The organism is Streptomyces sp. NPDC107581 (assembly GCF_055657175.1).
The window spans coordinates 151455-175711 of record NZ_JBVKBH010000011.1 but is presented as its reverse complement, the minus strand read 5'-3'; the positions used below and the strand labels follow the sequence as shown (position 1 = coordinate 175711).

The window sequence follows — 24257 nt, the reverse complement described above, 5'->3', positions numbered from 1 at the left end:
ACCGAGGTACACCCGTCATGACCCAGCCGCCCCCTCCGCCGCCGAACCAGCCGCCGAACCAGCCCCCGCAGCAGCCTCCGGCACCGCAGCCGCCGCAGCAGCCTCCGGCACCGCAGCCGCCGCAGCAGCCTCCGGCACCGCAGCCCGGCTACGGCTACCCGCAGGCTCCTCAGTCGCCGCAGCCGGGCTACGGCCAGCCTCAGGCACCCCAAGCCCCGCAGCCGCCCCAGCCCGGCTACGGCTACCCGCAGGCTCCCCAGTCGCCGCAGCCGGGCTACGGCCAGCCCCAGGCACCCCAAGCCCCCCAGCCGCCCCAGCCGGGCTACGGCTACCCGGGCACGCAGCAGAACCCGTACGCCCAGCCCGCCCCGCCGGCCGGCCAGTACAACCAGTACGGCCAGCAGCAGGGGTACGGCTATCCGGGCGGGCCCGCCGCGCCGATGCCGCCGCAGCCCGCGCCGTCCGGCGGCGGCCGCAACAACGCGACCGTGGCCATCATCGTGTCGGCGCTCGTCGTGATCGCCCTGATCGTCGCGGGCGGCGTCTGGTACGCCAGGTCCTCCGGCGACGACGGCACCAAGCACGACACCGCGAGCTCCGGCGGCGGCACGGGCGGCAAGGACGGCTCCGGGGGGACGACCGGCGGCAAGGAGAAGGTGCCGTCCGACCCCGCGGCCAAGCTCCTCTTCCAGGTCCCGCTGCCCACGACGGACGACACCGTCGTCACCGCGGGCTCCTGGCTCACCGACAAGGTGTACGCCAAGAGCGGCATCGCGGAGATCACCGGCTACGACCCGGCCAAGGGCACCAAGCTGTGGACGCTCAAGCTGCCCGGCCCGGTGTGCACGGCCACCCGGCACGTCACCGCGGACGACAGGACGGCGATCGTCTTCCAGCCGAAGATGCCCGCGAAGAACTCCACCGCGGGATGCAGCCAGGTCGCGGCCATCGACCTCGACCAGGGCACCCGCCTGTGGACCAAGACGGTCAAGAGCGGTGACTCCCCGATCACCTTCGACAATGTGACGGTCGCTCAGCACACCGCCGCGGTCGGCAGCACCAACGGCGGCGCCGCGTTCGACATCGACTCCGGCAAGGTGCTGTGGCAGCCGAAGCCGGGTGACACCTGCTACGACGCGGGGTACGGCGGCGGCACGAAGCTGGTCGCGGTGCGCAAGTGCGGCAGCTACGACAACCGCCAGCTGCACATCCAGACCATCGACCCGACCTCCGGGAAGGTGATCTCCGACTACAAGATGGACCCGGGCATCGACTACGCCTCCATCGTCTCCGCCGACCCGCTGGTGGTGGCCGCGGAGGTCGGCAGCAGCGCCGGCAGCGGCAGCCTGGACTACTTCTCCGTCGACAACAGGACCGGCAAGCTGCTCAGCCACATCTCCGCCCCCGGCGACACGTACGCCGGGCGCTGCGACGGCATCACCCGCATCGAGGACTGCAAGGAGATCGTCGTCGGCAACGGCAAGCTGTACCTGCCGACCGAGGAGCACGACGGCTCCGGCAAGTACAGCAAGACCAACGAGATCATCGCCTTCGACCTGAACACCGGCAAGGAGACCGGCCAGAAGGCCGAGGCCGGCGACGGCTACACGATCTACCCGCTGCGCATGGACGGCGGCAACCTGCTCGCCTACAAACGCCCGCCGTACGACAAGGGCGGCCAGGTCGTCAGCATCGACGGCGGCTCCTTCAAGGCGACCAAGCTGCTGGAGAACCCGGCCACGCAGGACGCGCGGCAGGCGGAGACCACGATGCTGCCGGACTATGCGGAGTTCCTGTACGGCAACGGCCGGCTGTACATGTCGGCGGTGTACGCGCACAAGGTGTCCTACGGCAAGGAGTACCTGATGCTCGCCTTCGGCACGGACGGCTGACCGCACGCCTCCCGGTGCTTCCGAGCGCCGGGCCCCATACGAGGGATTACCAGGGGAGTGCCCCGGATTTCATCGATCCGGGGCACTTCTCCTGCGTAGGGGCAGCGCGACGTCGAACAAGCGTGTAGCTTCCGGGGGCATATGAAGGGCGGGGTGCCGGGGGGCCCTCTGTCCTTGTGGTCCAGTGGGCGTCCATAGTGGGGCATCCATGGGGGGGACTGGGGGGTTGCTCTATGGGAGTGCGGCTCATGGTCGTCGACGACCACCGGCTGCTCGCGGAGGCGCTGGCGTCGGCGCTGAAGCTGCGCGGGCACCGGGTGCTGGCTGCGGCCGCGCCGGCCGCGGGCGCGGCGGATCTGGTGATCGCGCGTGCGCCGGAGGTGTGCCTGCTGGGCACGGCGGCCCCGGCCGAACCGGGGGCCTTCGACCCGGTGGTGAAGATCAAGCGGGAGCGGCCGCAGGTCGCGGTGCTGGTGCTGGGCCCGGTGCCGTCCCCGCGGGGCATCGCGGCGGCCTTCGCCTCCGGTGCGTCGGGGTACGTACGGCACGACGAGCGGATCGAGGGGGTCGAGCGGGCCATCATGAAGGCCAGAGCGGGGGAGGCGGCGGTGGCGCCGCAGCTGCTGCAGGGCGCCTTCGGTGAGCTGCTCAACCCGGCGGCACAGCCCGACGACGAGGGGCAGCGGCTCCTGCAGATGCTGACGCCGCGGGAGGTGGAGGTGCTGGTCCGGGTGGCCGACGGCGAGGACACCAGACTGATCGCGGCCGGCATGGGCATCGCGCCGAGCACCGCGCGCACGCATGTGCAGCGGGTACTGATGAAGCTGGGCGTGGGGTCCCGCCTGGAGGCGGCGGCCCTGGCGGCCCGGACCGGCCTGCTGGACCGAGCGGGCCCACTGACAGCCCCCCCGGAACCGGACCTGTAGCCCACCCCGCCCCCTGTGGAGGCGCGGGGAACTGCGCGACCGGCCACGACGGCTCGCGGCCGGGGGACGGCCCGAGGCACCGCTGCCGTTCGTGCCGACGGTGCGGCGGCAGTCCTTTTGGGGGCGCGGGGAACTGCGAAGACCGGCCACGACGGACCCGCGGCCGGGGGACGGCGCACAGTGCACGGCGCACAGTGCATCGGCGCTGCGACCGCCCCCGGTGCCTACTGCTTCTCCTCCGGCAGCCCCTCCGGAGGAACCGGCGGCGGAGTGGGCCGCAGCTTGAGCCAGGCCAGGAAGAAGATGCCCAGCAGCAGCATGCCGATCCCGGTCCACAGGTTGATGTTGACGCCCTGGGCCTTGTCGATCGCGGCCTGGGAGTCGGTGATGCCGGTGATCGTGACGATGACGCCGTAGACCACGAACAGGCCGCCGATGATGCGGCGCAGGTCGAAGATGCGAGCCGCGGTCGCGGACTCGGTCTCCAGCTCGGAGACCTCCCGCTGGACGTCTTCCTCGGAGTAGTGGAAGGGCTCGTGGGAGCGGTCGGAGTGCTCGGTCATGGTTTCCTCATCCTCCCGCGGTCAGAACGAGAACGGGATGTAGCAGGCGGCGGCCAGGACGACTGCGCCCCAGCCCAGCAGCGCGGGCTTGCGGTACCAGGCGTCGTCGCCGGCGGCGGGCGGTTCGGACATGCCGGGGGAGCGGGTGCCGTAGACGAGACCCTGCAGCTGCTGTTCCGGCTTGGGCTTGGTGAACAGGGACACGGCGAACATGACGACCGCGCCGGCGACGAAGCCCGCGATCGCGGAGACGAAGTTGGCGCCCTGGTCGGTGGGGATCGAGATGATGCCCCGCTTGTAGAGGACGAAGTAGTTGACCATGGCCGTGACCGTGCCGGCGAGCAGGCCCCAGAAGCCGGACTTGGCGGACGCCCGCTTCCAGAACATGCCGACGATGAAGACGACGAACATCGGCACGTTGAAGAAGGAGAACAGCGTCTGCAGGTAGCTCATGATGTTCGAGAACGAGGACGCCAGGAACGCCGTGCCCACCGAGGCGGCCACGCCGATCGCGGTGATGAGGCGGCCGAAGCGCACGTAGTACGCGTCCTCGCGGCCGCGCACGACGTAGCGGGCCCAGATGTCGTTGGTGAACACCGTGTTGAACGACGACACGTTGGCGGCCATGCCGGCCATGAACGCGGCGAGCAGACCGGTGACGGCGATGCCGAGCACGCCGTTGGGCAGCAGCTCCTGCATCAGGTAGGGGATGGCGTCGTTGTACTGCAGGCCGGAGCTGGAGGTGCCGATGCCGGGCACCAGGGCGGCGGCGACCAGGCCCGGGATCATCACCAGGAAGACGATGAAGATCTTCGGGTAGGCGGCGATCAGCGGGGTGCGCTGGGAGGCGGAGAGGTTCTTCGCGGACAGGGCGCGCTGCACCTCGGCGAAGTTGGTGGTCCAGTAGCCGAAGGAGAGGACGAAGCCGAGGCCGAGGACGATGGTCAGCCAGTTGGCGCCGAGCGGGTTGGTGCTGCCGATGCCGGTGCCGCCCCAGGCGGTGGTGAAGTTGTGGCCGTGGGCGGCGGTGAGCTTGTCGGTCAGGCCGCCCCAGCCGCCGACCTTCTTCAGGCCGAGGATGGTGATCGGGATGAGGGCGGCCAGGATCACGAAGAACTGGAGCACCTCGTTGTAGATCGCCGAGGAGAGGCCGCCGAGCGTGATGTAGGCCAGCACGAAGGCGCCGGCGACCACGATGGCCACCCACTGCGGCCAGCCGAGCAGGGCCTCGACGACGATCGCGAGGGCGTAGAGGTTGACGCCGGCGATCAGGATGGCGGCAAAGGCGAACAGGATCGAACTGAGCAGGTGGGCGCCCCGGTCGAAGCGCAGCAGCAGGAACTCGGGGACCGAGCGGACCTTGCTGCCGTAGTAGAAGGGCATCATCACCAGGCCCAGGAAGACCATGGCCGGGATCGCGCCGATCCAGTACCAGTGCACGGTGTAGGCGCCGTACTGGGCGCTGTTCGCGGCCATGCCCAGGATCTCGGTGGCCGCCAGGTTCGCGGAGATGAAGGCGAGGCCGGTGATCCAGGCGGGCAGCGAGCGTCCCGAGAGGAAGAAGTCGAGGCTGGTCTTCACCGAGCGGCGGGCCGCGAAGCCGATGCCGAGGACGACGACGAAGTAGATCGCCAGGATCGTGTAGTCCAGCCAGTTGGTGGGGAGCCGTAGCTCCGCCGCCAGATAGGTGGGGGCTTCTGTGGGGGTTTGCATGAGAACTCGCTTCGTTGCGCGAACTGATCCAGAGCGGAACCTACGCCTGTGTGTTCAGAAATTGAACAGTTGTGATGGTGTTCTTTGTTTGATTGTGATGGTCCAAGGTGTTGTCGGGTTGTGGTCTGTTATGTTTGATTGTGTTGAGTGATTGGGTGCGGACACACCCCTCCCCGGGGTGCTGAACAAGGAGTCCGGCGTGCTGCGTCTCCCGTGGGCAATCCCGGACCCCCGGCCGCTCACCTGCGCCCCCTCGGCACAGACGAAAGGCGAGTTGTTGTGAAGAAGACCTCGACCCGGCTCGCCGACGGTCGTGAGCTCATCTACTACGACCTCCGGGACGACACCGTGCGGGACGCGGTCGACCGCCGCCCGCTGGACCGCACGGTCACCACGTCCGAGATCCGCCGCGACGCGCTGCTCGGCGACTCGGTCGCCATCGCCTCCCACCGCCAGGGCCGCACCTACCACCCGCCGGCCGACGAATGCCCGCTGTGCCCGACCCGGGGCGAGCGGCTGAGCGAGATCCCGGACTCCTCGTACGACGTCGTCGTCTTCGAGAACCGCTTCCCCTCGCTCGCCGGCGACTCCGGCCGCTGCGAGGTCGTCTGCTTCACCCCCGACCACGACGCGTCCTTCGCCGACCTCACCGAGGAGCAGGCGCGCCTGGTGCTGGAGGCGTGGACGGACCGGACGTCGGAGCTGTCGCATCTGCCCTCCGTCGAGCAGGTGTTCTGTTTCGAGAACCGGGGCGAGGAGATCGGCGTGACGCTCGGTCACCCGCACGGCCAGATCTACGCCTACCCCTTCACCACGCCCCGCACCGCGCTGATGCTCCGCTCGCTCGCCGCCCACCGGGAGGCGACGGGGGGCGAGAACCTCTTCGACGCCCTCCTGGCGAGGGAACTCGCCGGGGGGCGGGTCGTCCTTGAGAGTGAACACTGGGCGGCCTTCGTGCCCTACGCCGCGCACTGGCCCTACGAGGTCCACCTGTACCCGAAGCGCCGCGTGCCCGACCTGCTCGCGCTCGACGAGCCGGCGCGCACAGAATTCCCCCAGGTCTATCTGGAACTCTTGAGGCGCTTCGACCGGATCTTCGACGAGGGGGACCGAGGGGAGGAAGGGCCGGGTGAGCCCCCCACGCCCTACATCGCGGCCTGGCACCAGGCCCCGTTCGGCGCGCTGGAGGAGTTCGACGGTGTGACGCGCGACGACTTCGCGCTCCACCTCGAGCTTTTCACCATCCGCCGCACTTTTGGCAAGCTGAAGTTTCTCGCGGGTTCCGAGTCCGGCATGAGTGTGTTCATCAACGATGTGCCGCCGGAGCGCGCGGCCGAGCGACTGCGAGAGGTAGCGAGTTCATGAAGTACCTGGTGACGGGTGGCGCGGGTTACGTCGGCAGTGTCGTGGCCCAGCATCTGCTGGAGGCCGGCCACGAGGTCACCGTCCTCGACAACCTCTCCACCGGCTTCCGCGCGGGCGTGCCCGCCGGAGCCGCGTTCGTCGAGGGCGACATCCGCGACGCCGCGAAGTGGCTCGACCCCTCCTACGACGGCGTGCTGCACTTCGCCGCCTTCTCGCAGGTCGGCGAGTCGGTGGTGAAGCCGGAGAAGTACTGGGACAACAACGTGGCCGGCAGCATGGCCCTGCTCGGCGCGATGCGCGAGGCGGGCGTGCGCAAGCTGGTCTTCTCCTCCACCGCGGCCACCTACGGCGAGCCGGAGCAGGTCCCGATCGTGGAGAGCGCCCCGACGAAGCCCACCAACCCCTACGGCGCCAGCAAGCTCGCCGTCGACCACATGATCACCAGCGAGGCGAACGCCCACGGCCTGGCCGCGGTGTCCCTGCGCTACTTCAACGTGGCCGGCGCCTACGGCGCGTACGGCGAGCGCCACGACCCCGAGTCGCACCTCATCCCGCTCGTCCTCCAGGTCGCCCAGGGCCGCCGCGACGCGATCTCCGTCTACGGCGACGACTACCCCACCCCGGACGGCACCTGCATCCGCGACTACATCCACGTCGCGGACCTGGCCGAGGCCCACCTGCTGGCCCTGACGGCCGCGCAGCCCGGCGAGCACCTGATCTGCAACCTCGGCAACGGCAGCGGCTTCTCCGTCCGCGAGGTCGTCGAGACGGTCCGCAAGGTCACCGGGCACCCGATCCCCGAGGTCGTCGCACCGCGCCGAGGCGGCGACCCGGCGGTCCTGGTCGCCTCGGCCGACACGGCCCGCGAGAAGCTCGGCTGGAACCCGTCCCGCGCGGACCTCGCGGGGATTGTCGCGGACGCGTGGGAGTTCACGCGGCACATCGCAAAGGAGCACTAGTGGGGGAACAGCAGGTCCGGGAGCGCTTCGCCGAGCTGTACGGGGCCGAGCCGGAGGGGGTCTGGGCGGCGCCGGGCCGGGTCAACCTGATCGGCGAGCACACCGACTACAACGACGGCTTCGTGATGCCGTTCGCGCTGCCGCACCGGGCGGTCGCGGCCGTCTCCCGCCGCACCGACGGCATCCTGCGCCTGCACTCCGCGGACGTCGAGGGCCCGGTCGTGGAACTGCGGCTGGAGACGCTCGCCCCGCAGGGCGACGAGAACTGGACGGCGTACCCGGCGGGCGTGGTCTGGGCCCTGCGCGAGGCCGGGCACCCGGTCACCGGCGCCGACGTCCACCTCGCCTCCACGGTCCCCACCGGCGCCGGCCTGTCCTCCTCGGCCGCCCTGGAGGTCGTCATCGCGCTCGCGCTGAACGACCTGTACGACCTCGGACTGCAGCGCTGGCAGCTGGCCCGGCTGTGCCAGCGCGCCGAGAACGTCTACGTCGGCGCGCCCACCGGGATCATGGACCAGACGGCATCGGCCTGCTGCGAGGAGGGCCACGCCCTCTTCCTCGACACCCGTGACCTGTCCCAGCAGCAGATCCCCTTCGACCTGGCGGCCGAGGGCCTGCGCCTGCTGGTGGTCGACACCCAGGTCAAGCACGCCCACAGCGGCGGCGAGTACGGCAAGCGCCGGGCCGGCTGCGAGAAGGGCGCCGCCCTGCTCGGCGTGGACGCCCTGCGCGACATCGCCTACGCCGACCTGGACAAGGCCCTCGCCCGCCTCGGCGACGAGGAGGAAGTCGTCCGCCTGGTCCGGCACATCGTCACCGAGGACCAGCGGGTGGAGCGGGTGGTGGCCCTGCTGCGGGCCGGCGAGACCCGGGCGATCGGCCCGGTCCTCACCGAGGGGCATGCCTCCCTGCGCGACGACTTCCGCATCTCCTGCCCGGAGCTGGACCTGGTCGTGGACACCGCCCTGGCGCACGGCGCGCTCGGAGCCCGGATGACCGGCGGCGGCTTCGGCGGCTCGGCGATCGTCCTCGCGCACGCCACCGACGTCGACACCCTCACCAAGGCCGTCGAGGAAGCCTTCGCCGCGGCCGGCTTCACAGCACCGCGGCTGTTCGAGGCGGTGCCCTCGGCCGGGGCGCGCCGGGCCGGCTGACGGCCGCCGCGGGGGATGTCCACCGAACTCGGCGCCTTGACGATCGACACCGCCGGCCTGCCCCGCTGCAGCGCGAAGGACATGGCGCTCGACCCCGATTCCCAAGAGGTCAGACGCTTCGTCTCCTAAGAGGTCAGACGCTTCGTCAGCGTGAATTCCGTGATCCCCGGCGGGTAGTCGGGGATCACGCACACCACGTCGTAGCCCTGTTTGGTGTAGAAGTCCGGCGCCTGGAAGTCCCAGGTCTCCAGGCGGACCGAGGTGCAGCCGCGGTCGGTGCGGGCGATGCGCTCGGCCTTCGCGAGGAGGCGGGAGCCGAGGCCCGCGCCGCGGTGGCGGGCGTCGACCCACAGATAGGTGACGTGCAGCCAGGTCGTCCAGGTGTGGCCGACCAGCCCGCCGGCCAGCTCTCCCGCCGGATCCAGCGCCCAGACGTGGAGGGGCACTTCACGTTCGCCGGGGGTGCCGCGCAGCGCCGACAGCACCGGGGACGCCGCCGTGTTGGTGTCCCGCAGCCGGGAGCGGAGCAGATCACGTCGGCCTTTGTCGACTTCCGCCTCAATACGAAACATGCGGCACACCATAAACGTGCCGGACGGCCAGTTCTGCAAATCGACTTCCGCTCCTTGCTCCCATCCGTACTCTGATGAACAGCACCGGTGGGGGCCGGTGCCGATCAGGGGGCGAGACAGGCGGGTACGGCGCCTGTGGTGGGGGTAGCAGTTTCCGCAACGGCGGCGGCCGTGCGGTCGGCATTCCTTCCGCAGGTGTCGTGCCCGCGCGAGTCGCCGTTCTCCGGGCCTTGGCTATCCCCTGCTCCGAGCGGAGCCTGGGGGAGGGGGTTTCGTGGTTCGTATCCGAGTCCTGGTCGTCGACGACCACCGCATCTTCGCCGAGTCGCTCGCGGCCGCCCTGGCGGCCGAGCCCGACGTCGACGTCTCCGCCGCCGGCAGCGGCCCGGCCGCGCTGCGCTGCCTGGAGCGCGCGGCCGCCGAGGGCCGCCGCTACGACGTGCTCCTGGTCGACGCCGACCTGGGCGGCAACCTGCTCGGCATACGCCCGGCCGTGTCCGTGCAGGAGGGCAACGAGGAAGGCCTGGTCGACGGGATCTCGCTGGTCGCGGGCGTGCGCTCGGCGCAGCCCGCGGTGCGGACCGTGGTCCTCGCCGAGAAGGACGACCCCCGGCGCGCGGCCCTCGCGCTGCAGGCCGGGGCCTCCGGCTGGGTGGCCAAGGACTGCTCGCTCTCCCGGCTGCTGACGGTGATACGTGGGGTGCTGCGCGACGAGACCCATCTGCCGCCCGCGCTGCTCACCGGCGTCCTCAAGGAGCTGACGGCGGCGCGCAAGCACCGCACGGAGAGCGAGCGGCTGGTGGAGTCGCTGACCCCGCGCGAGCGGGAGGTGCTGCGCTGCATGGTCGCGGGGCTCGGCCGCAAGGCCGTGGCGGAGCGGCTGTTCCTCTCCCCGCACACCGTGCGCACCCATATGCAGAACGTCCTCGGCAAGCTGGGTGTCCACTCGACGCTGGCCGCCGTGGCACTGGCCCGGCGGGCGGGCGTGGGGCCGGTCGACCTCGGGCCTGCCGGGCGGGTCATGCCGGAGGAGACGAACAGCGCCTGATCCGCCGGCCCGGGCGGGACCGGTGCATGCAGCTGCGGGGCGGAGGCGGGAGCCGACGCGGAGCGTCGGCGAGCGACGACGCCGCGGATGTGCGTGCCGGCCCCGCGAAGCTCGTGCCGGGCCGGCGTCCGCGCCATGACCCGCCCGTCAGGCCCCTAACCGGGGATGTTGTCGAACGGGGCGGTCAACTGGCGCAGCAGACCGGCCAGTTCGGCGCGCTGGGCGCGGGACAGCTCGGCGAGGATCGCCCGCTCCTGCGCCAGCAGGCCCGCCAGCGCCTGGTCCGCGCGGTCCCGGCCCGTTTCGGTCAGCCGGACCAGCACACCCCGCCGGTCGCTGGGGTCGGGCAGCCGTTCCACCAGGCCCTTCTTCGCGAGCCGGTCGATCCGGTTGGTCATCGTGCCCGAGGTGACCAGGGTCTGCGTCAGCAGCTGCCCGGGGGAGAGCTGGTAGGGCGTTCCCGCACGCCTGAGCGCGGTCAGCACGTCGAACTCCCAGGGCTCCAGCTGGTGCTCGGAAAAGGCGAGCCGGCGTGCGCGGTCCAGGTGCCGGGCCAGTCTGCTCACCCGGCTGAGTACCTCCAGCGGCTCCACGTCGAGGTCCGGGCGCTCCCGGCGCCACGCTGCGACCAGCCGATCGACCTCGTCCTCCATGGAGATCAGTGTAGTGGTTGTGTCGACATGAAGTCTCTTGATCTCAAGTCTCTTGACATCAAGATATATGGAGCGGGACAGTGGAGGACATGACGACGCCCACCTGGGACCCCGCCCAGTACCTCCGCCACGCCGGCCACCGCGCCCGCCCCTTCACCGACCTGCTCGCCCGCATCCCCGCCCTCCCCGCAGAACCGCCCGCAGGGCGCCCGCGCATCGCCGACCTCGGCTGCGGCCCCGGCAACGTCACCGCCCTGCTCGCCGAACGCTGGCCCACCGCGCACATCACCGGCTACGACAACTCGCCCGACATGCTCGACAAGGCCCACGTCGACCACGAGGGCACCACCGCCGGGGGCGGCCGCCTGGACTTCGCCCCGGCCGACGCCCGCGCCTGGACCCCCGAGGAACCGCACGACCTGATCGTCTCCAACGCCACCCTGCAGTGGGTGCCGGGGCACGCCGACCGCTTCGCCGACTGGACCGCCGCCCTGAAGCCCGGCGGCACCTTCGCCTTCCAGGTCCCGGACAACATCGACGCCCCGCTGCACGCCCTGATGCGCGACCTCGCCGCCACACCCCGCTGGAAGGCCCGCCTCGCCGACGTCCTGCGCCACACGGACTCCGTGCGCACCCCCGCCGCCTACCTGGACCGCCTCGCCCGCCTCGGCTGCGCGGCCGACGTGTGGCAGACGACGTACTTCCACGTGCTGACCGGCGAGGACCCGGTCCTGGACTGGGTCAAGGGCACGGGCCTGCGCCCCGCCCTGACCGCTCTCGCCGACGACCCCGAGGCCCGCGACGCCTTCGTCACCGAGTACCGGGACCTGCTCCGCGAGGCCTACCCGAGCACGCCGTACGGCACCGTTCTGCCCTTCCGGCGCCTGTTCGCCGTGGCCGTGAGGAGGGCGTGAGGATGCTCGCCGCCGTCGACCACGTCCAGCTGGCGGCCCCGCCCGGCTCGGAGCCGGCACTGCGGGCCTACTACGCCGGCGTCCTCGGCATGACCGAGATCCCCAAGCCGCCGGCACTGGCCGCCCGCGGCGGCTGCTGGTTCCGCGCGGGAGCCGTACAGCTCCACCTGGGCATCGAAGAAGACTTCCGGCCCGCGAAGAAGGCCCACCCGGGGCTGCGGGTGACGGGCATCGAGGCGTACGCGGCCCGCCTCGCGGCCCACGGCACCCCCGTGACCTGGGACGACAGCCTGCCCGGCCACCGGTGCTGCTACTGCGAGGACCCGGTGGGCAACCGGCTGGAGTTCCTGGAGCCGCGCTGACCCCGGCTCTCGCGGTGCCCTGTCAGCTCTTGCGGTGCCCCATCGGCTCTCGCGGTGCCGTGTCAGCTCTTGCGGTGCCCTATCAGCCGCGGCTTCTGCTCCAGCCCGTCCAGACCGTGCCACGCCAGATTCACCAGATGCGCCGCCACCTCCGCCTTCTTCGGGCGGCGCACGTCCAGCCACCACTGGCCGGTCAGGGCGACCATGCCGACCAGGGCCTGGGCATACAGCGGCGCGAGCTTCGGGTCGAAGCCGCGGGACTTGAACTCGCGGCCCAGAATGTCCTCCACCTGGGTGGCGATGTCCGAGATCAGCGAGGCGAAGGAGCCCGTCGACTGGGGGATGGGCGAGTCACGGACCAGGATGCGGAAACCGTCCGTGCACTCCTCGATGTAGTCGAGCAGCGCGAAGGCGGCCTGTTCACACAGCTCACGCGGGTGCCCGGCCGTCAGCGAACCCGTGACCATGTCCAGCAGACGGCGCATCTCGCGGTCCACCACCACCGCGTACAGCCCCTCCTTGCCGCCGAAGTGCTCGTACACCACCGGCTTGGACACCCCGGCCTTCGCCGCGATCTCCTCCACCGAGGTGCCCTCGAAACCCTTCGCCGCAAAGAGAGTGCGACCGATCTCCAGCAGCTGCTGGCGGCGCTCGGCACCGGTCATACGCGTCCGGCGCGCTCGCCGCGGCTTGTCGGTGCTGGGGGTGCTGGAGTCGGTCGCCACGGCGTCAATCATGCCGCCTTCGCGGTCTCCCCCCGGCGCCGGGAGCCGCCTTCCTCGTCATTACGGCGCGAATCGATACGCGAGCGTGACGGCCAGCGCACGTCGTACGCCCAGCCCAGCAGCTCGAACCAGCGGATGATCCGCGCGGAGGAGTCGATCTGCCCGCGCATCACGCCGTGACGCGCGGAGGTCGGGTCGGCGTGGTGCAGGTTGTGCCAGGACTCCCCGCAGGACAGCACCGCCAGCCACCACACATTGCCCGAACGGTCCCGCGACTTGAACGGCCGCTTGCCCACCGCGTGACAGATCGAATTGATCGACCACGTCACATGGTGCAACAGCGCCACTCGGACGAGTGACCCCCAGAAGAGTCCGGTGAACGCGCCCCACCAGGACATCGTCGCCAGCCCGCCGATCAGCGGAGGCAGCAGAAGCGACACACCCGTCCACAGCACGAACTGGCGCGAGATCGCCCGGATGGCGCCGTCCTTGATCAGATCCGGCGCGTACTTGTCCTGCGGGGTCTGCTCCTCGTCGAACATCCAGGCGATGTGCGCCCACCACAGGCCCTTCATCAGCGCCGGAACCGACTCCCCGAACCGCCACGGCGAATGCGGGTCACCCTCTGCGTCGGAGAACTTGTGATGCCTGCGGTGATCGGCCACCCACCGCACCAGCGGGCCCTCGACCGCCATCGAACCCATGATCGCCAAAGCGATCCGCAGGGGCCGCTTGGCCTTGAACGAACCATGAGTGAAATACCGGTGGAAACCGATCGTGATGCCGTGGCACCCGAGGAAGTAGAAGAACACCAGCAGGCCCAGATCGAGCCAGCTCACCCCCCAGCCCCAGGCCAGCGGCACAGCCGCCACCAGTGCCAGGAACGGCACGATGATGAACAGGAGCAGCGTGATCTGCTCGATCGAACGCTTCTGCTCGCCGCCCAGCGTGGCGGAGGGGATGGTCGTGTCGGTGGCCTGACGGGCTTCTTCGATCACATCGGAACTTGAGGTCATGCGCGTCCCCTGTGGGGTTCGAGGGTGGAAGCAGACGCCGTGGGGCCGGAGAACCGGACGGACAGGAACGGGACCTCCCTACGGTTCCGTAACCTACGGCGTCGTAAGTATGGCAGCGCAACGTCCGGCGGCAAGAGCCCGAGAACCTGCGCGTCCGAGTGGACACCTATCCTGGGAGTCGGTCGGACAGCGCGGTCCGCTCTGATTCCTTCCCGGACCGTCCGGCCCGTATGCGGCATCCGCCGCGAGGTGCATGGACACACCGGGTTCCCTCCCAGACGAGCTTCAACACTGCAAGGAGCCGCACCTGTGAGCAGTGCCGACGACCAGACCACCACGACCAGCAGCGAGCTGCGCGCCGACATCAGGCGACTGGGTGACCTCCTGGGCGAAACCCTCGTACGGCAGGAAGGCCCCGAACTCCTCGACCTGGTCGAGAAGGTCCGCCGCCTCACCCGAGAGGACGGCGAGGCCGCCGCCGAGCTGCTGCGCGGCACCGAGCTGCAGACCGCAGCCAAGCTGGTCCGCGCCTTCTCCACCTACTTCCACCTCGCCAACGTCACCGAGCAGGTGCACCGCGGCCGCGAGCTGCGCGCCCGCCGCGCCGCCGAGGGCGGCCTGCTCGCCCGCACCGCCGACCGCCTCAAGGACGCCGACCCCGAGCACCTGCGCCAGACCGTCGAGCACCTCAACGTCCGCCCCGTGTTCACGGCACACCCCACCGAGGCCGCACGCCGTTCCGTCCTCAACAAGCTCCGGCGCATCGCCGCGCTCCTGGACACCCCCGTCCTCGACTCCGACCGCCGCCGCCACGACGTCCGCCTCGCCGAGAACATCGACCTCGTCTGGCAGACCGACGAACTGCGCGTGGTACGCCCCGAGCCCGCCGACGAGGCCCGCAACGCCATCTACTACCTGGACGAACTGCACGCCGACGCCGTCGGCGACGTCCTGGAGGACCTCACCGCCGAACTCGAACGCGTCGGCGTCACGCTCCCCGACGGCGCCCGCCCCCTCACCTTCGGCACCTGGATCGGCGGCGACCGCGACGGCAACCCCAACGTCACCCCCCAGGTCACCTGGGACGTCCTCATCCTCCAGCACGAACACGGCATCAACGACGCCCTGGAGATGATCGACGAACTGCGCGGCCTGCTCTCCAACTCCATCCGCTACGCCGGAGCCACCGAGGAACTCCTGGAGTCCCTCAAGGCCGACCTGGAGCGACTGCCCGAGATCAGCCCCCGCTACAAGCGCCTCAACGCCGAGGAGCCCTACCGGCTCAAGGCCACCTGCATCCGGCAGAAGCTGGAGAACACCAAGCAGCGCCTCGCCAGGAGCACCTCCCACGAACCGGGCCGCGACTACCTCGGCACCAGCGAACTCCTCGCCGACCTGCGGATCATCCAGACCTCCCTGCGCGAGCACCGCGGCGCCCTCTTCGCCGACGGCCGCCTCAACCGCACCATCCGCACCCTGGCCGCCTTCGGCCTCCAGCTCGCCACCATGGACGTCCGCGAACACGCCGACGCCCACCACCACGCCCTCGGCCAGCTCTTCGACCGCCTCGGCGAGGAATCCTGGCGCTACGCCGACATGCCCCGCGAGTACCGCGCCAAGCTCCTCGCCAAGGAACTCCGCTCCAGGAGGCCCCTCGCCCCGACCCCGGCCCCCGTCGACGCGGCCGGCGCCAAGACCCTCGGCGTCTTCGAAACCGTCAAGCGCGCCCTGGAGATCTTCGGCCCCGAGGTCATCGAGTCCTACATCATCTCCATGTGCCAGGGCGCCGACGACGTCTTCGCCGCCGCCGTCCTCGCCCGCGAAGCCGGCCTCGTCGACCTGCACGCCGGCTGGGCCAAGATCGGCATCGTCCCCCTCCTGGAAACCACCGACGAGCTGCGCGCCGCCGACACCATCCTCGAGGACATGCTCTCCGACCCCTCCTACCGGCGCCTGGTCGCGCTGCGCGGAGACGTCCAGGAGGTCATGCTCGGCTACTCCGACTCCTCCAAGTTCGGCGGCATCACCACCAGCCAGTGGGAGATCCACCGCGCCCAGCGCCGGCTGCGCGACGTCGCCCACCGCTACGGCGTGCGCCTGCGCCTCTTCCACGGCCGCGGCGGCACCGTCGGCCGCGGCGGCGGCCCCTCCCACGACGCCATCCTCGCCCAGCCCTGGGGCACCCTGGAAGGCGAGATCAAGGTCACCGAACAGGGCGAGGTCATCTCCGACAAGTACCTCATCCCCTCCCTCGCCCGGGAGAACCTGGAACTCACCGTCGCGGCCACCCTCCAGGCCTCCGCCCTGCACACCGCCCCCCGCCAGTCCGACGAGGCCCTCGCCCGCTGGGACGCCGCCATGGACGTCGTCTCCGACGCCGCCCACGCCGCCTACCGCCGGCTCGTCGAGGACCCCGACCTGCCGACGTACTTCCTCGCCTCCACCCCGGTCGACCAGCTCGCCGACCTGCACCTGGGCTCGCGGCCCTCCCGCCGCCCCGGCTCGGGCGTCTCGCTCGACGGCCTGCGCGCCATCCCCTGGGTGTTCGGCTGGACCCAGTCCCGGCAGATCGTCCCCGGCTGGTTCGGCGTCGGCTCCGGCCTCAAGGCCCTGCGCGAGGCGAGCCTGCGGCAGGAAGGGGACGCCGTGCTCGACGAGATGCACCAGCAGTGGCACTTCTTCCGCAACTTCATCTCCAACGTCGAGATGACCCTCGCCAAGACCGACCTCAGGATCGCCCAGCACTACGTGGACACCCTCGTCCCCGACGAGCTCAAGCACGTCTTCGACACCATCAAGGCCGAACACGAACTGACCGTCCGCGAGGTACTGCGCATCACCGGCGGCAACGAACTCCTCGCCGCCCAGCCGGCACTCAAGCAGACCTTCACCATCCGTGACGCCTACCTGGACCCGATCTCCTACCTCCAGGTCACCCTGCTCAAGCGTCAGCGCGACGCGGCGGCCCAGGGCGCCGAGCCCGACCCGCTCCTGGCCCGCGCCCTGCTCCTCACCGTCAACGGCGTGGCAGCAGGCCTGCGCAACACCGGCTGACGCCCCCGCCCGCACAGCACGGTGCCCCCGGGTTCACACGAACCCGGGGGCACCGTCCTGTCACGTCACACCGCAGCACTCCGCCACGTCACTGCAGGGCCAGGAAAGCCGCCGTCAGCAGCACACCCCCCGAACCACCCAGCACCCACGCCACCCGGGTCAGCCGCATCCCGCCCGCGACCACCACCGCGGCCAGCAGCAGCGCCCCGCCCAGCGGCACCCACGCGTAGAGGACCCCCGCCGGCCCCGACCGCACCGCGTCCCCGCTGCCCGGCTTCAGAACGACGTCGTACGTCCGGCCCCTGCGCACCGCCACCGACTCTTCGATGACCACCCGGCCCCGTCCGGCCACGTCCTTCGACGCCGACACGAACGGTCCCGAACACCTCTCCCCGTCACACCGGGTGACCCGGAGCGTGCCCCGCTCACGCCCCTTCGTCAGCATCACGTGCTGCGCGGTCCCCCAGGAACCCCACACCCCGGCGAACAGGATCAGCGCGGCGAGCACACCCATCGTGGCGACCCGCCCGAACCGCAGCGCGGTCACGGAGGCCTGGCGAGCGGTGGCAGCTGTGGCAGGCATGGCCGGGATCATTGGCCATACCCGCACGCCTGGTCAACTCCACCGGAAGGCATGCCAGGACAAGTCAGGAGTTGTACGCGCCCTGCGCCCGCTCCAGCCCCTCGGTCACCAGACACTCCACCGCGTCCGCCGCACGGTCCACGAAATAGTCCAGCTCCTTGCGCTCCGCCGAGGAGAAGTCCTTCAGCACGAAGTCCGCGACCTGCATCCGCCCCGGCGGCCGGCCGATCCCGAACCGCACCCGGTGGTACTCCGCACCCATGGCCTTCGTCATCGACTTCAGACCGTTGTGCCCGTTGTCCCCACCGCCCAGCTTCAGCCGCAGCGTGCCGTGGTCGATGTCCAGCTCGTCATGGACCGCCACGATGTTCTCCACCGGCACCTTGTAGAAGTCCCGCAGCGCGTTCACCGGACCGCCCGACAGATTCATGAACGACATCGGCTTCGCAAGAATCACCCGCCGGCTCGCCGGCCCGACCGGACCGATCCGGCCCTCCAGCACCTGCGCCTGCGCCTTGCCCGCCCGCTTGAACTTCCCCCCGATCCGTTCCGCGAGCAGATCCACCACCATGAACCCGACGTTGTGCCGGTTCATGGCGTACTCCGGCCCGGGATTCCCGAGCCCTACGACGAGCCAGGGGCTACTGGCAGGGGTGGTCACGTCCAAGTCTCCTCACGTGCAACAGCCGCTGCTCCCCACAAGGGAAGCAGCGGCTGGAGCGTACAGCTACCGCTGTGGATACAGCTGCCGAACCGAAGCTCAGGCCTCCGCGACCTCTTCGCCCGCGGCCTCCTCGCCCTCGGCGGCCTCCTCGACCTGCGCCTGCAGGACCTGCAGGACGACAGCGTCCTCCTCGACGGCCAGGGTCACGCCGGAGGGCAGCTTGATGTCCTTGGCGTGGACGGAGGCACCGGCCTCCAGGCCCTCGACGGAGACGGTGAGCGCCTCGGGGATGTGCGTGGCCTCGGCCTCGACCGGCAGCGCGTTCAGGACGTGCTCCAGCAGGTTGCCACCCGGGGCCAGCTCGCCCTCGGCGTGCACCGGGATCTCGACCGTGACCTTCTCGCCACGCTTGACCAGCAGCAGGTCGACGTGGACCAGGTAGCCCTTGACCGCGTCACGCTGCACGGCCTTCGGGATCGCCAGCTCGTTGGTCTTGCCGTCGATGTCCAGGGAGATCAGGACGTTCGGCGTACGCAGCGCCATCAGCAGCTCGTGACCCGGCAGGGTCAGGTGCAGCGGCTCGGTGCCGTGGCCGTACAGGACGACGGGCACCTTGTTGGCGCGGCGGATGGTACGGGCGGCACCCTTGCCGAACGCGGAACGCGTCTCGGCGGCAAGCTTGACCTCGGACATGTGCATCACTCCTCGTAGGAATCGCAACGGACGTGGTCACCCGGCCACGAACGGCCTGCTACGAAGAGCGCGTCGATAACGGACCGCCGTAATCGCGAAACGACTACGGCCTCCCTCGCCGAGCAACTGCAGCAGTCTACTCGGAGGGGAGGCCGCACCCAAAAGGATCTTCAGCGAGCGCTAGCGCAGAAACCTCACTGCTCGTCGAAGAGGCTGGTCACCGACCCGTCCTCAAAGACCTCACGCACCGCACTCGCGATCGTCGGAGCGATCGACAGCACCGTGATCTTGTCCAGATCCGCACTCAGCTCACCCGGCGTCGGCAACGTGTTCGTGAACACGAACTCACTCACCCGAGAGTTCTTCAACCGGTCCGCCGCAGGCCCCGACAGCACACCGTGCGTCGCCGTCACAATGACGTCCTCCGCACCGTGCGCGAACAGCGCGTCCGCAGCCGCACAGATCGTGCCACCGGTGTCGATCATGTCGTCCACCAGCACACACACCCGGCCCTTGACCTCACCCACGACCTCGTGGACGGTCACCTGGTTCGCCACATCCTTGTCACGCCGCTTGTGCACGATCGCCAGCGGCGCCCCCAGCCGGTCGCACCAACGGTCCGCCACCCGCACGCGACCCGCATCCGGCGACACGACCGTCAGCTTCTCCCGGTCCACCTTGGCGCCCACGTAGTCCGCAAGAAGCGGAAGCGCGAACAGATGATCCACCGGCCCGTCGAAGAAGCCCTGGATCTGATCCGTGTGCAGATCCATGGTCAGAATCCGGTCCGCACCCGCGGTCTTCATCAGATCCGCGATCAGACGCGCCGAAATCGGTTCACGACCCCGGTGCTTCTTGTCCTGCCGCGCGTAACCGTAGAACGGCACAATCACCGTGATGGAGCGCGCCGACGCACGCTTCAGCGCGTCGATCATGATCAGCTGCTCCATGATCCACTGATTGATCGGAGCCGTGTGGCTCTGGATCACAAAGCAGTCCGCACCACGCGCCGACTCCTGGTAACGAACGTAGATCTCGCCGTTCGCGAAGTCGAAGGCCTTCGTCGGGACGACCCCGACACCCAGCTGCTGGGCGACCTCCTCGGCAAGCTCGGGGTGGGCGCGGCCGGAGAAGAACATCATCTTCTTCTCGCCGGTCGTCTTGATCCCGGTCACAGCACTGTCTCCTCAGAGGTGTCTCAGCCAGCCGACTGCTCAGGCGACCTCTCGGCTGGGCATGAGAGGCCGTATCAGCTGGTAGGTGTGCGGGTATGCACTCGTGCGGATGTGCACTTATCACGGTACGCCGTGTTTGGCGCACCCGTTTCCGGTCAGTCCTCGGCCTCGCCCCGCCGGGACGCCGCCTCGGCCGCCTTCGCGGCCGAACTCCCAGGACGCTTCCGGGCCACCCAGCCCTCGATATTCCGCTGCTGACCACGGGCCACGGCCAGCGAACCGGGCGGCACATCCTTCGTGATCACGGACCCGGCAGCGGTGTAAGCACCGTCCCCGACCGTGACAGGAGCCACAAACATGTTGTCCGAACCCGTCTTGCAATGCGACCCGACGGTCGTGTGGTGCTTGTTCTCCCCGTCGTAGTTCACGAACACACTGGCAGCACCGATGTTCGTGAAATCACCGATCGTCGCATCACCCACGTACGACAGATGCGGAACCTTCGTCCCCTCACCGATCGCCGCGTTCTTCGTCTCCACATACGTACCGATCTTGGACTTGACCCCAAGACGAGTACCCGGCCGCAAATACGCGAACGGCCCCACCGACGCCTCCGGACCGATCCGCGCCCCGTCCGACACCGTGTTGTCCACCCGCGCCCCCGCGCCCACCCGAGTGTCCTTCAGCCGGCTGTTCGGCCCCACCTCGGCACCCTCACCGAGATGCGTCGACCCCATCAGCTGCGTCCCCGGGTACACGATCGCGTCCCGCTCGAACGTCACGGTCACATCCACCCACGTGGTGGCCGGATCCACGACCGTCACACCGTCCAGCATCGCCCGCGTCAACAGCCGGTCGTTGAGAATGCGACGAGCCTCGGCGAGCTGCACACGGTTGTTGATCCCGGCGATCTCCCGGTGATCACCGGCCACGGAAGCACCGACCCGGTGCCCGGCCTCACGCAGGATCCCGAGGACATCGGTCAGATACTCCTCACCCTGGCTGTTGTCCGTCCGCACCCTCTTCAGCGCGTCCGCGAGCAACTGCCCGTCGAAGGCGAACACCCCGCTGTTGATCTCCCGGATCGCCCGCTGCACATCCGTGGCGTCCTTGTGCTCCACGATCCCGGTCACCGCACCGCTCGCCTCGTCCCGCACGATGCGGCCGTAACCGGTCGCGTCCGGAACCTCCGCCGTCAGCACGGTCACGGCATTGCCGTCGGCGTGATGCGTGGCGGCGAGCCGCGCCAGCGTCCCACCCGTCAGCAGGGGCGTGTCCCCGCAGACGACGACCACGGTCCCGTCCACCGCCCCGCCCAGCTCCTCCAGACCCATCCGCACGGCGTGACCGGTCCCGTTCTGCTGCGCCTGCACGGCCGTCCGCACGCCCGGGTCGATCGCGGTCAGATGCGCGCTGACCTCCTCGCGGGCGTGGCCCACGACGACGACCAGGTTCGCGGGGTCCAACTCGCGGGCGGCGGCCAGCACATGGCCGACCAGGGAACGGCCGCAGATCTGGTGCAGGACCTTCGGTGTGGCCGACTTCATACGGGTGCCCTCACCCGCTGCGAGAACGACTACGGCTGCCGGGCGAATGGCGCTCACGGGGTTGCCCTTCGGCTCTGGATGGGTGGGGGTGACAGCCGCAGGATACCGGGGTGGGGTTGGGGGGATATGAGTGCGGGCCCTGACAAGTGCAGTCAGGGCCCGAACCTGGGTTTTGTGTGCTGTGGGCTCCCGGAGAAGGAATCGAACCCTCATTCAACGGACCAAAACCGTTTGTCCTACCTTTAGACGATCCGGGATAGTTGGCGGGCTATGTCTGATTCGGTTGATCGGCTTCGCGTGCGGCCTCCACTATGCCGTACCAGGACCCCTCGATGCGACGGTACAAGTCGGCACCCTTCAGAACTTTGATGACGAGGCAGCCCCGGTAGTTCTCGCCCGTGTTCTTGCGGACCGTCTTGGGGCTGTGCTTCTTGACGGTCGTCTTGTTGAAGGAGTCGGGGGCGGCGCCGACCAGCTCTGCCCAGTAGCGCTCGGCCGCTTCGATGTCTGCCGTCTCGTGGATCATCATCGTGAAGCGCAGGCGGTCGCGCTCCACCTTCAAAAGGTCCAGCCAGGCCAGGAACACCTCGATCATTCCCGGGTCGCTGTTGACGAAGGCGACGTTCTCTCGGCGGGCGTACGGCTTGTCCTTGCCGCCCTCGGCCCAGTAGAGGCCCACGCCCACCAAGAACAGCTCGCGAGCCGACAGGCCGCCCACCGCCAGCCTGGCCTCATCTTTCGTGCGTCGACGCTCTCCGTCCCGGATGCGCAGTTTCTCCTCCCAGCCCTTGCGGGCGATCGCTGCCGCATCCTCGGGGCTGCGCCTGCGCTCCGGCTTCGGCAGGTCCCGCACCCACGACGAGATCGAACTCTTCGAGCACCCCAGCGCGACCTGGATCCGGTCGTACGTCCACCCCTGCAGCCGTAGCTCCCGCGCCTTCTCCCTCAGGTCGTCCTTGGCGTTCGGCCGCTTCGTCCACTCCGGTGGGGGTTCCCCCTTCACCAGCCGGTTGAGGATGTCGTTGTTGTAGACCTTCAGCTCGTCCCGGATCTGCCGGAGGCTGAGCCCCTCCCGTCGTAACGCGACGGCTCGCTCCCGTAACCCCTCGAAGTCCTCGTACCTGCCGTTCCCGCCGTTGCCGCCGTCTGTGCCAGGTGCATGTGTCATAGGCATACCGTCCGGGCGGAATGTGGACTTCCGGTGTCGAACCGGTGGGGTTCAGTAGTTCGAGGGAAAACGGCGGGTTCTGGTGTCATTCGATTACGGGGTGTGGTCCCTGCCGGTAGGTGAAAGTCACCGGAAATGGCGCCCTGTGCGCCCGTACGCTGGAGGCATGACCACGACGGGGGAAGAGCACACCAGGGCCCTGACCGGCCCATGGTGGTGGGCCAGGTGGCGCAGTGCGGTGCTCGACGGGAGTCTCGCGCTGGTGTCCGCCGTGGAGTGCGGCGCGGAGGGGATTCCGTTCGCCCGGGACGCGGGGATCCCGGTGTCGGTGGGGATCGTGTTCGGGCTGATCGCCGGTTCGGTGCTGCTGGTGCGCAGGAAGTGGCCGATCGCTGTCGTGCTGGTCGCGATCGCGATCACGCCGGCCCAGATGGGCTTTCTGATGGGCATCGTGGGCCTGTACACGCTGGCCACGTGCGAGCTGCCGCGCCGGATCATCGTGGCGCTGGCGGGGATGTCGTTCCTGGGCACGATGATCGTGACGTTCGTGCGGGTGCGGCAGGACATGGCGCGGGGGGACCTGACGCTGGGTGACTGGTTCGTCCCGTTCGCGTCGATAGCGACGTCCTTGGGGCTGACGGCTCCGCCGTTGCTGCTCGGGTTGTACGTGGGGGCGCGGCGTCGGCTGATGGAGAGTCTGCGGGAGCGGGCGGACAGTCTGGAGCGGGAGCTCCAGTTGCTGGCGGAGCGGGCGGAGGAGCGGGCCGAGTGGGCGCGGAACGAGGAGCGGACGCGGATCGCCCGCGAGATGCATGACGTGGTGGCCCACCGGGTCAGTCTCATGGTGGTGCATGCGGCCGCGCTGCAGGCGGTTGCCCGTAAGGATCCCGAGAAGGCGGTGAAGAACGCTGCGCTGGTGGGTGACATGGGGCGGCAGGCGTTGACGGAGCTGCGGGAGATGCTCGGGGTGCTGCGGGCGGGGGAGGGTGCGGGGCGGCGTGCGGCGTCGGCGCCGTTGGCGGCGGTCGGGGTGGCGGCTGCGGAGGCGGCGTCCCGGGTGGCCGATGAGGTGGGTGCGGCGGAAGGGCCGTGTCTGTCGGAGCTGGAGGAGCTGGTCGGGCAGTCGGCGGCTGCGGGGATGGTGGTGGATCTGTCGGTGGAGGGGGAGGCGCGTTCGTATGCGGCGACGGTGGAGCAGACGGCGTACCGGGTGGTGCAGGAGGCGTTGACGAACGTCCACAAGCATGCGGCGGGTGCGAAGACGTATGTGCGGCTGGCGCATCGTGGGGTGGAGATCGCGATGCAGGTGGAGAACGAGCCGCCGCCGGAGCCGGCTTCGGCGGGGGCGGTGCGGTTGCCGTCGGGTGGCAATGGCCTGGTGGGGATGCGGGAGCGGGTCGTGGCGCTGGGCGGTGTGTTTGTGTCGGGGCCGACGGATGCGGGCGGTTTCCGGGTGTCGGCGGTGATTCCGGCGGTGTAGGCCGACGGGCTCGATGGTTCGGCCCGTGCCG

The 24257-nt window shown here is 69.8% G+C and carries 22 protein-coding genes and 1 tRNA gene; 10 read left to right on the top strand and 13 right to left on the bottom strand.

What is annotated here, in order from left to right; all coding sequences use genetic code 11:
• Nucleotides 1-17 precede the first annotated feature (17 nt).
• Nucleotides 18-1892: an outer membrane protein assembly factor BamB family protein gene (locus tag ACZ7P3_RS27295; protein WP_472085685.1), complete on the top strand. Its 1875-nt coding sequence runs from the start codon at nt 18-20 to the stop codon at nt 1890-1892.
• 233 nt (nt 1893-2125) lie between these two features.
• A complete protein-coding gene (locus tag ACZ7P3_RS27290; protein WP_472085684.1) occupies nt 2126-2818 on the top strand; it encodes a helix-turn-helix transcriptional regulator in 693 nt (230 codons plus the stop codon).
• A 224-nt stretch (nt 2819-3042) separates the two neighbouring features.
• Here ACZ7P3_RS27290 and ACZ7P3_RS27285 read toward each other — a convergent pair whose 3' ends face one another.
• Together ACZ7P3_RS27285 and ACZ7P3_RS27280 are read right to left on the bottom strand one after the other, a co-directional pair.
• Nucleotides 3043-3381, bottom strand: coding sequence for a hypothetical protein (locus ACZ7P3_RS27285; protein ID WP_472085683.1), 339 nt, complete (start codon nt 3379-3381; stop codon nt 3043-3045).
• Nucleotides 3382-3402: 21 nt separating this feature from the next.
• Nucleotides 3403-5094 carry a sodium:solute symporter family protein gene (locus tag ACZ7P3_RS27280; RefSeq protein ID WP_472085682.1) on the bottom strand — a complete coding sequence of 564 codons (1692 nt, stop codon included), beginning with the start codon at nt 5092-5094 and terminating at the stop codon, nt 3403-3405.
• Nucleotides 5095-5373: 279 nt separating this feature from the next.
• Here ACZ7P3_RS27280 and galT point away from each other — a divergent pair, with 279 nt between their 5' ends.
• Genes galT through galK form a run of 3 tightly spaced genes read left to right on the top strand, consistent with a single transcriptional unit; the run spans nt 5374 to nt 8572 of the window.
• A complete protein-coding gene (gene galT, locus ACZ7P3_RS27275; RefSeq protein WP_472085681.1) occupies nt 5374-6459 on the top strand; it encodes a galactose-1-phosphate uridylyltransferase in 1086 nt (361 codons plus the stop codon).
• On the top strand, nt 6456-7418 hold the full coding sequence (galE, locus tag ACZ7P3_RS27270; protein WP_472085680.1) for a UDP-glucose 4-epimerase GalE: 963 nt from the start codon (nt 6456-6458) through the stop codon (nt 7416-7418). Before galT ends, galE begins: the two co-directional genes overlap by 4 nt.
• Nucleotides 7418-8572, top strand: a complete 1155-nt coding sequence (galK, locus tag ACZ7P3_RS27265; protein ID WP_472085679.1) for a galactokinase — start codon at nt 7418-7420, stop codon at nt 8570-8572. The genes galE and galK overlap by 1 nt, the downstream gene beginning before the upstream one ends.
• A gap of 125 nt (nt 8573-8697) precedes the next feature.
• Here galK and ACZ7P3_RS27260 read toward each other — a convergent pair whose 3' ends face one another.
• Entirely contained in the window at nt 8698-9156 is a 459-nt protein-coding gene (locus ACZ7P3_RS27260; RefSeq protein ID WP_472085803.1) for a GNAT family N-acetyltransferase, read from the bottom strand.
• A gap of 262 nt (nt 9157-9418) precedes the next feature.
• Between ACZ7P3_RS27260 and ACZ7P3_RS27255 the strand changes: the two genes are divergently transcribed.
• Complete coding sequence (locus tag ACZ7P3_RS27255; protein WP_472085678.1) at nt 9419-10192, top strand: LuxR C-terminal-related transcriptional regulator; 774 nt, start codon at nt 9419-9421, stop codon at nt 10190-10192.
• Between the two features lie 155 nt (nt 10193-10347).
• Here ACZ7P3_RS27255 and tamR read toward each other — a convergent pair whose 3' ends face one another.
• Nucleotides 10348-10845 carry a MarR family transcriptional regulator TamR gene (tamR, locus tag ACZ7P3_RS27250; protein ID WP_472085677.1) on the bottom strand — a complete coding sequence of 166 codons (498 nt, stop codon included), beginning with the start codon at nt 10843-10845 and terminating at the stop codon, nt 10348-10350.
• Between the two features lie 89 nt (nt 10846-10934).
• On the opposite strand from tamR, the gene ACZ7P3_RS27245 reads away from it, so the two are divergent.
• Both ACZ7P3_RS27245 and ACZ7P3_RS27240 read left to right on the top strand, forming a co-directional pair.
• The gene (locus ACZ7P3_RS27245) at nt 10935-11759 is read left to right on the top strand and encodes a trans-aconitate 2-methyltransferase (protein ID WP_472085676.1); all 825 of its coding nucleotides are present in this window, start codon (nt 10935-10937) and stop codon (nt 11757-11759) included.
• A gap of 2 nt (nt 11760-11761) precedes the next feature.
• The gene (locus ACZ7P3_RS27240; protein WP_472085801.1) at nt 11762-12121 is read left to right on the top strand and encodes a VOC family protein; all 360 of its coding nucleotides are present in this window, start codon (nt 11762-11764) and stop codon (nt 12119-12121) included.
• 62 nt (nt 12122-12183) lie between these two features.
• On the opposite strand, the gene ACZ7P3_RS27235 is transcribed toward ACZ7P3_RS27240, so the two are convergent.
• A complete protein-coding gene (locus tag ACZ7P3_RS27235; RefSeq protein WP_472085675.1) occupies nt 12184-12858 on the bottom strand; it encodes a TetR family transcriptional regulator in 675 nt (224 codons plus the stop codon).
• Nucleotides 12855-13862 (bottom strand): acyl-CoA desaturase, encoded by a 1008-nt coding sequence (locus ACZ7P3_RS27230; protein WP_472085674.1) that lies wholly within the window; start codon nt 13860-13862, stop codon nt 12855-12857. Before ACZ7P3_RS27230 ends, ACZ7P3_RS27235 begins: the two co-directional genes overlap by 4 nt.
• A 309-nt stretch (nt 13863-14171) precedes the next feature.
• On the opposite strand from ACZ7P3_RS27230, the gene ppc reads away from it, so the two are divergent.
• The gene (ppc, locus tag ACZ7P3_RS27225) at nt 14172-16916 is read left to right on the top strand and encodes a phosphoenolpyruvate carboxylase (protein WP_472085673.1); all 2745 of its coding nucleotides are present in this window, start codon (nt 14172-14174) and stop codon (nt 16914-16916) included.
• Between the two features lie 88 nt (nt 16917-17004).
• On the opposite strand, the gene ACZ7P3_RS27220 is transcribed toward ppc, so the two are convergent.
• From ACZ7P3_RS27220 to ACZ7P3_RS27190, 7 genes are all read right to left on the bottom strand, one after another.
• Nucleotides 17005-17511 carry a hypothetical protein gene (locus ACZ7P3_RS27220; protein WP_472085799.1) on the bottom strand — a complete coding sequence of 169 codons (507 nt, stop codon included), beginning with the start codon at nt 17509-17511 and terminating at the stop codon, nt 17005-17007.
• 52 nt (nt 17512-17563) lie between these two features.
• Nucleotides 17564-18166 (bottom strand): aminoacyl-tRNA hydrolase, encoded by a 603-nt coding sequence (pth, locus tag ACZ7P3_RS27215; protein WP_472085672.1) that lies wholly within the window; start codon nt 18164-18166, stop codon nt 17564-17566.
• Nucleotides 18167-18259: 93 nt separating this feature from the next.
• Entirely contained in the window at nt 18260-18856 is a 597-nt protein-coding gene (locus ACZ7P3_RS27210) for a 50S ribosomal protein L25/general stress protein Ctc (RefSeq protein WP_472085671.1), read from the bottom strand.
• Between the two features lie 194 nt (nt 18857-19050).
• Nucleotides 19051-20031, bottom strand: coding sequence for a ribose-phosphate diphosphokinase (locus ACZ7P3_RS27205; protein WP_472085670.1), 981 nt, complete (start codon nt 20029-20031; stop codon nt 19051-19053).
• Nucleotides 20032-20186: 155 nt separating this feature from the next.
• Nucleotides 20187-21635, bottom strand: a complete 1449-nt coding sequence (glmU, locus tag ACZ7P3_RS27200; protein WP_472085669.1) for a bifunctional UDP-N-acetylglucosamine diphosphorylase/glucosamine-1-phosphate N-acetyltransferase GlmU — start codon at nt 21633-21635, stop codon at nt 20187-20189.
• 129 nt (nt 21636-21764) lie between these two features.
• A tRNA-Gln gene (locus ACZ7P3_RS27195) sits at nt 21765-21835 on the bottom strand.
• A gap of 11 nt (nt 21836-21846) precedes the next feature.
• Nucleotides 21847-22752, bottom strand: coding sequence for a hypothetical protein (locus ACZ7P3_RS27190; protein WP_472085668.1), 906 nt, complete (start codon nt 22750-22752; stop codon nt 21847-21849).
• A 160-nt stretch (nt 22753-22912) separates the two neighbouring features.
• Here ACZ7P3_RS27190 and ACZ7P3_RS27185 point away from each other — a divergent pair, with 160 nt between their 5' ends.
• The gene (locus ACZ7P3_RS27185) at nt 22913-24226 is read left to right on the top strand and encodes a sensor histidine kinase (protein ID WP_472085667.1); all 1314 of its coding nucleotides are present in this window, start codon (nt 22913-22915) and stop codon (nt 24224-24226) included.
• Nucleotides 24227-24257: the final 31 nt, after the last annotated feature.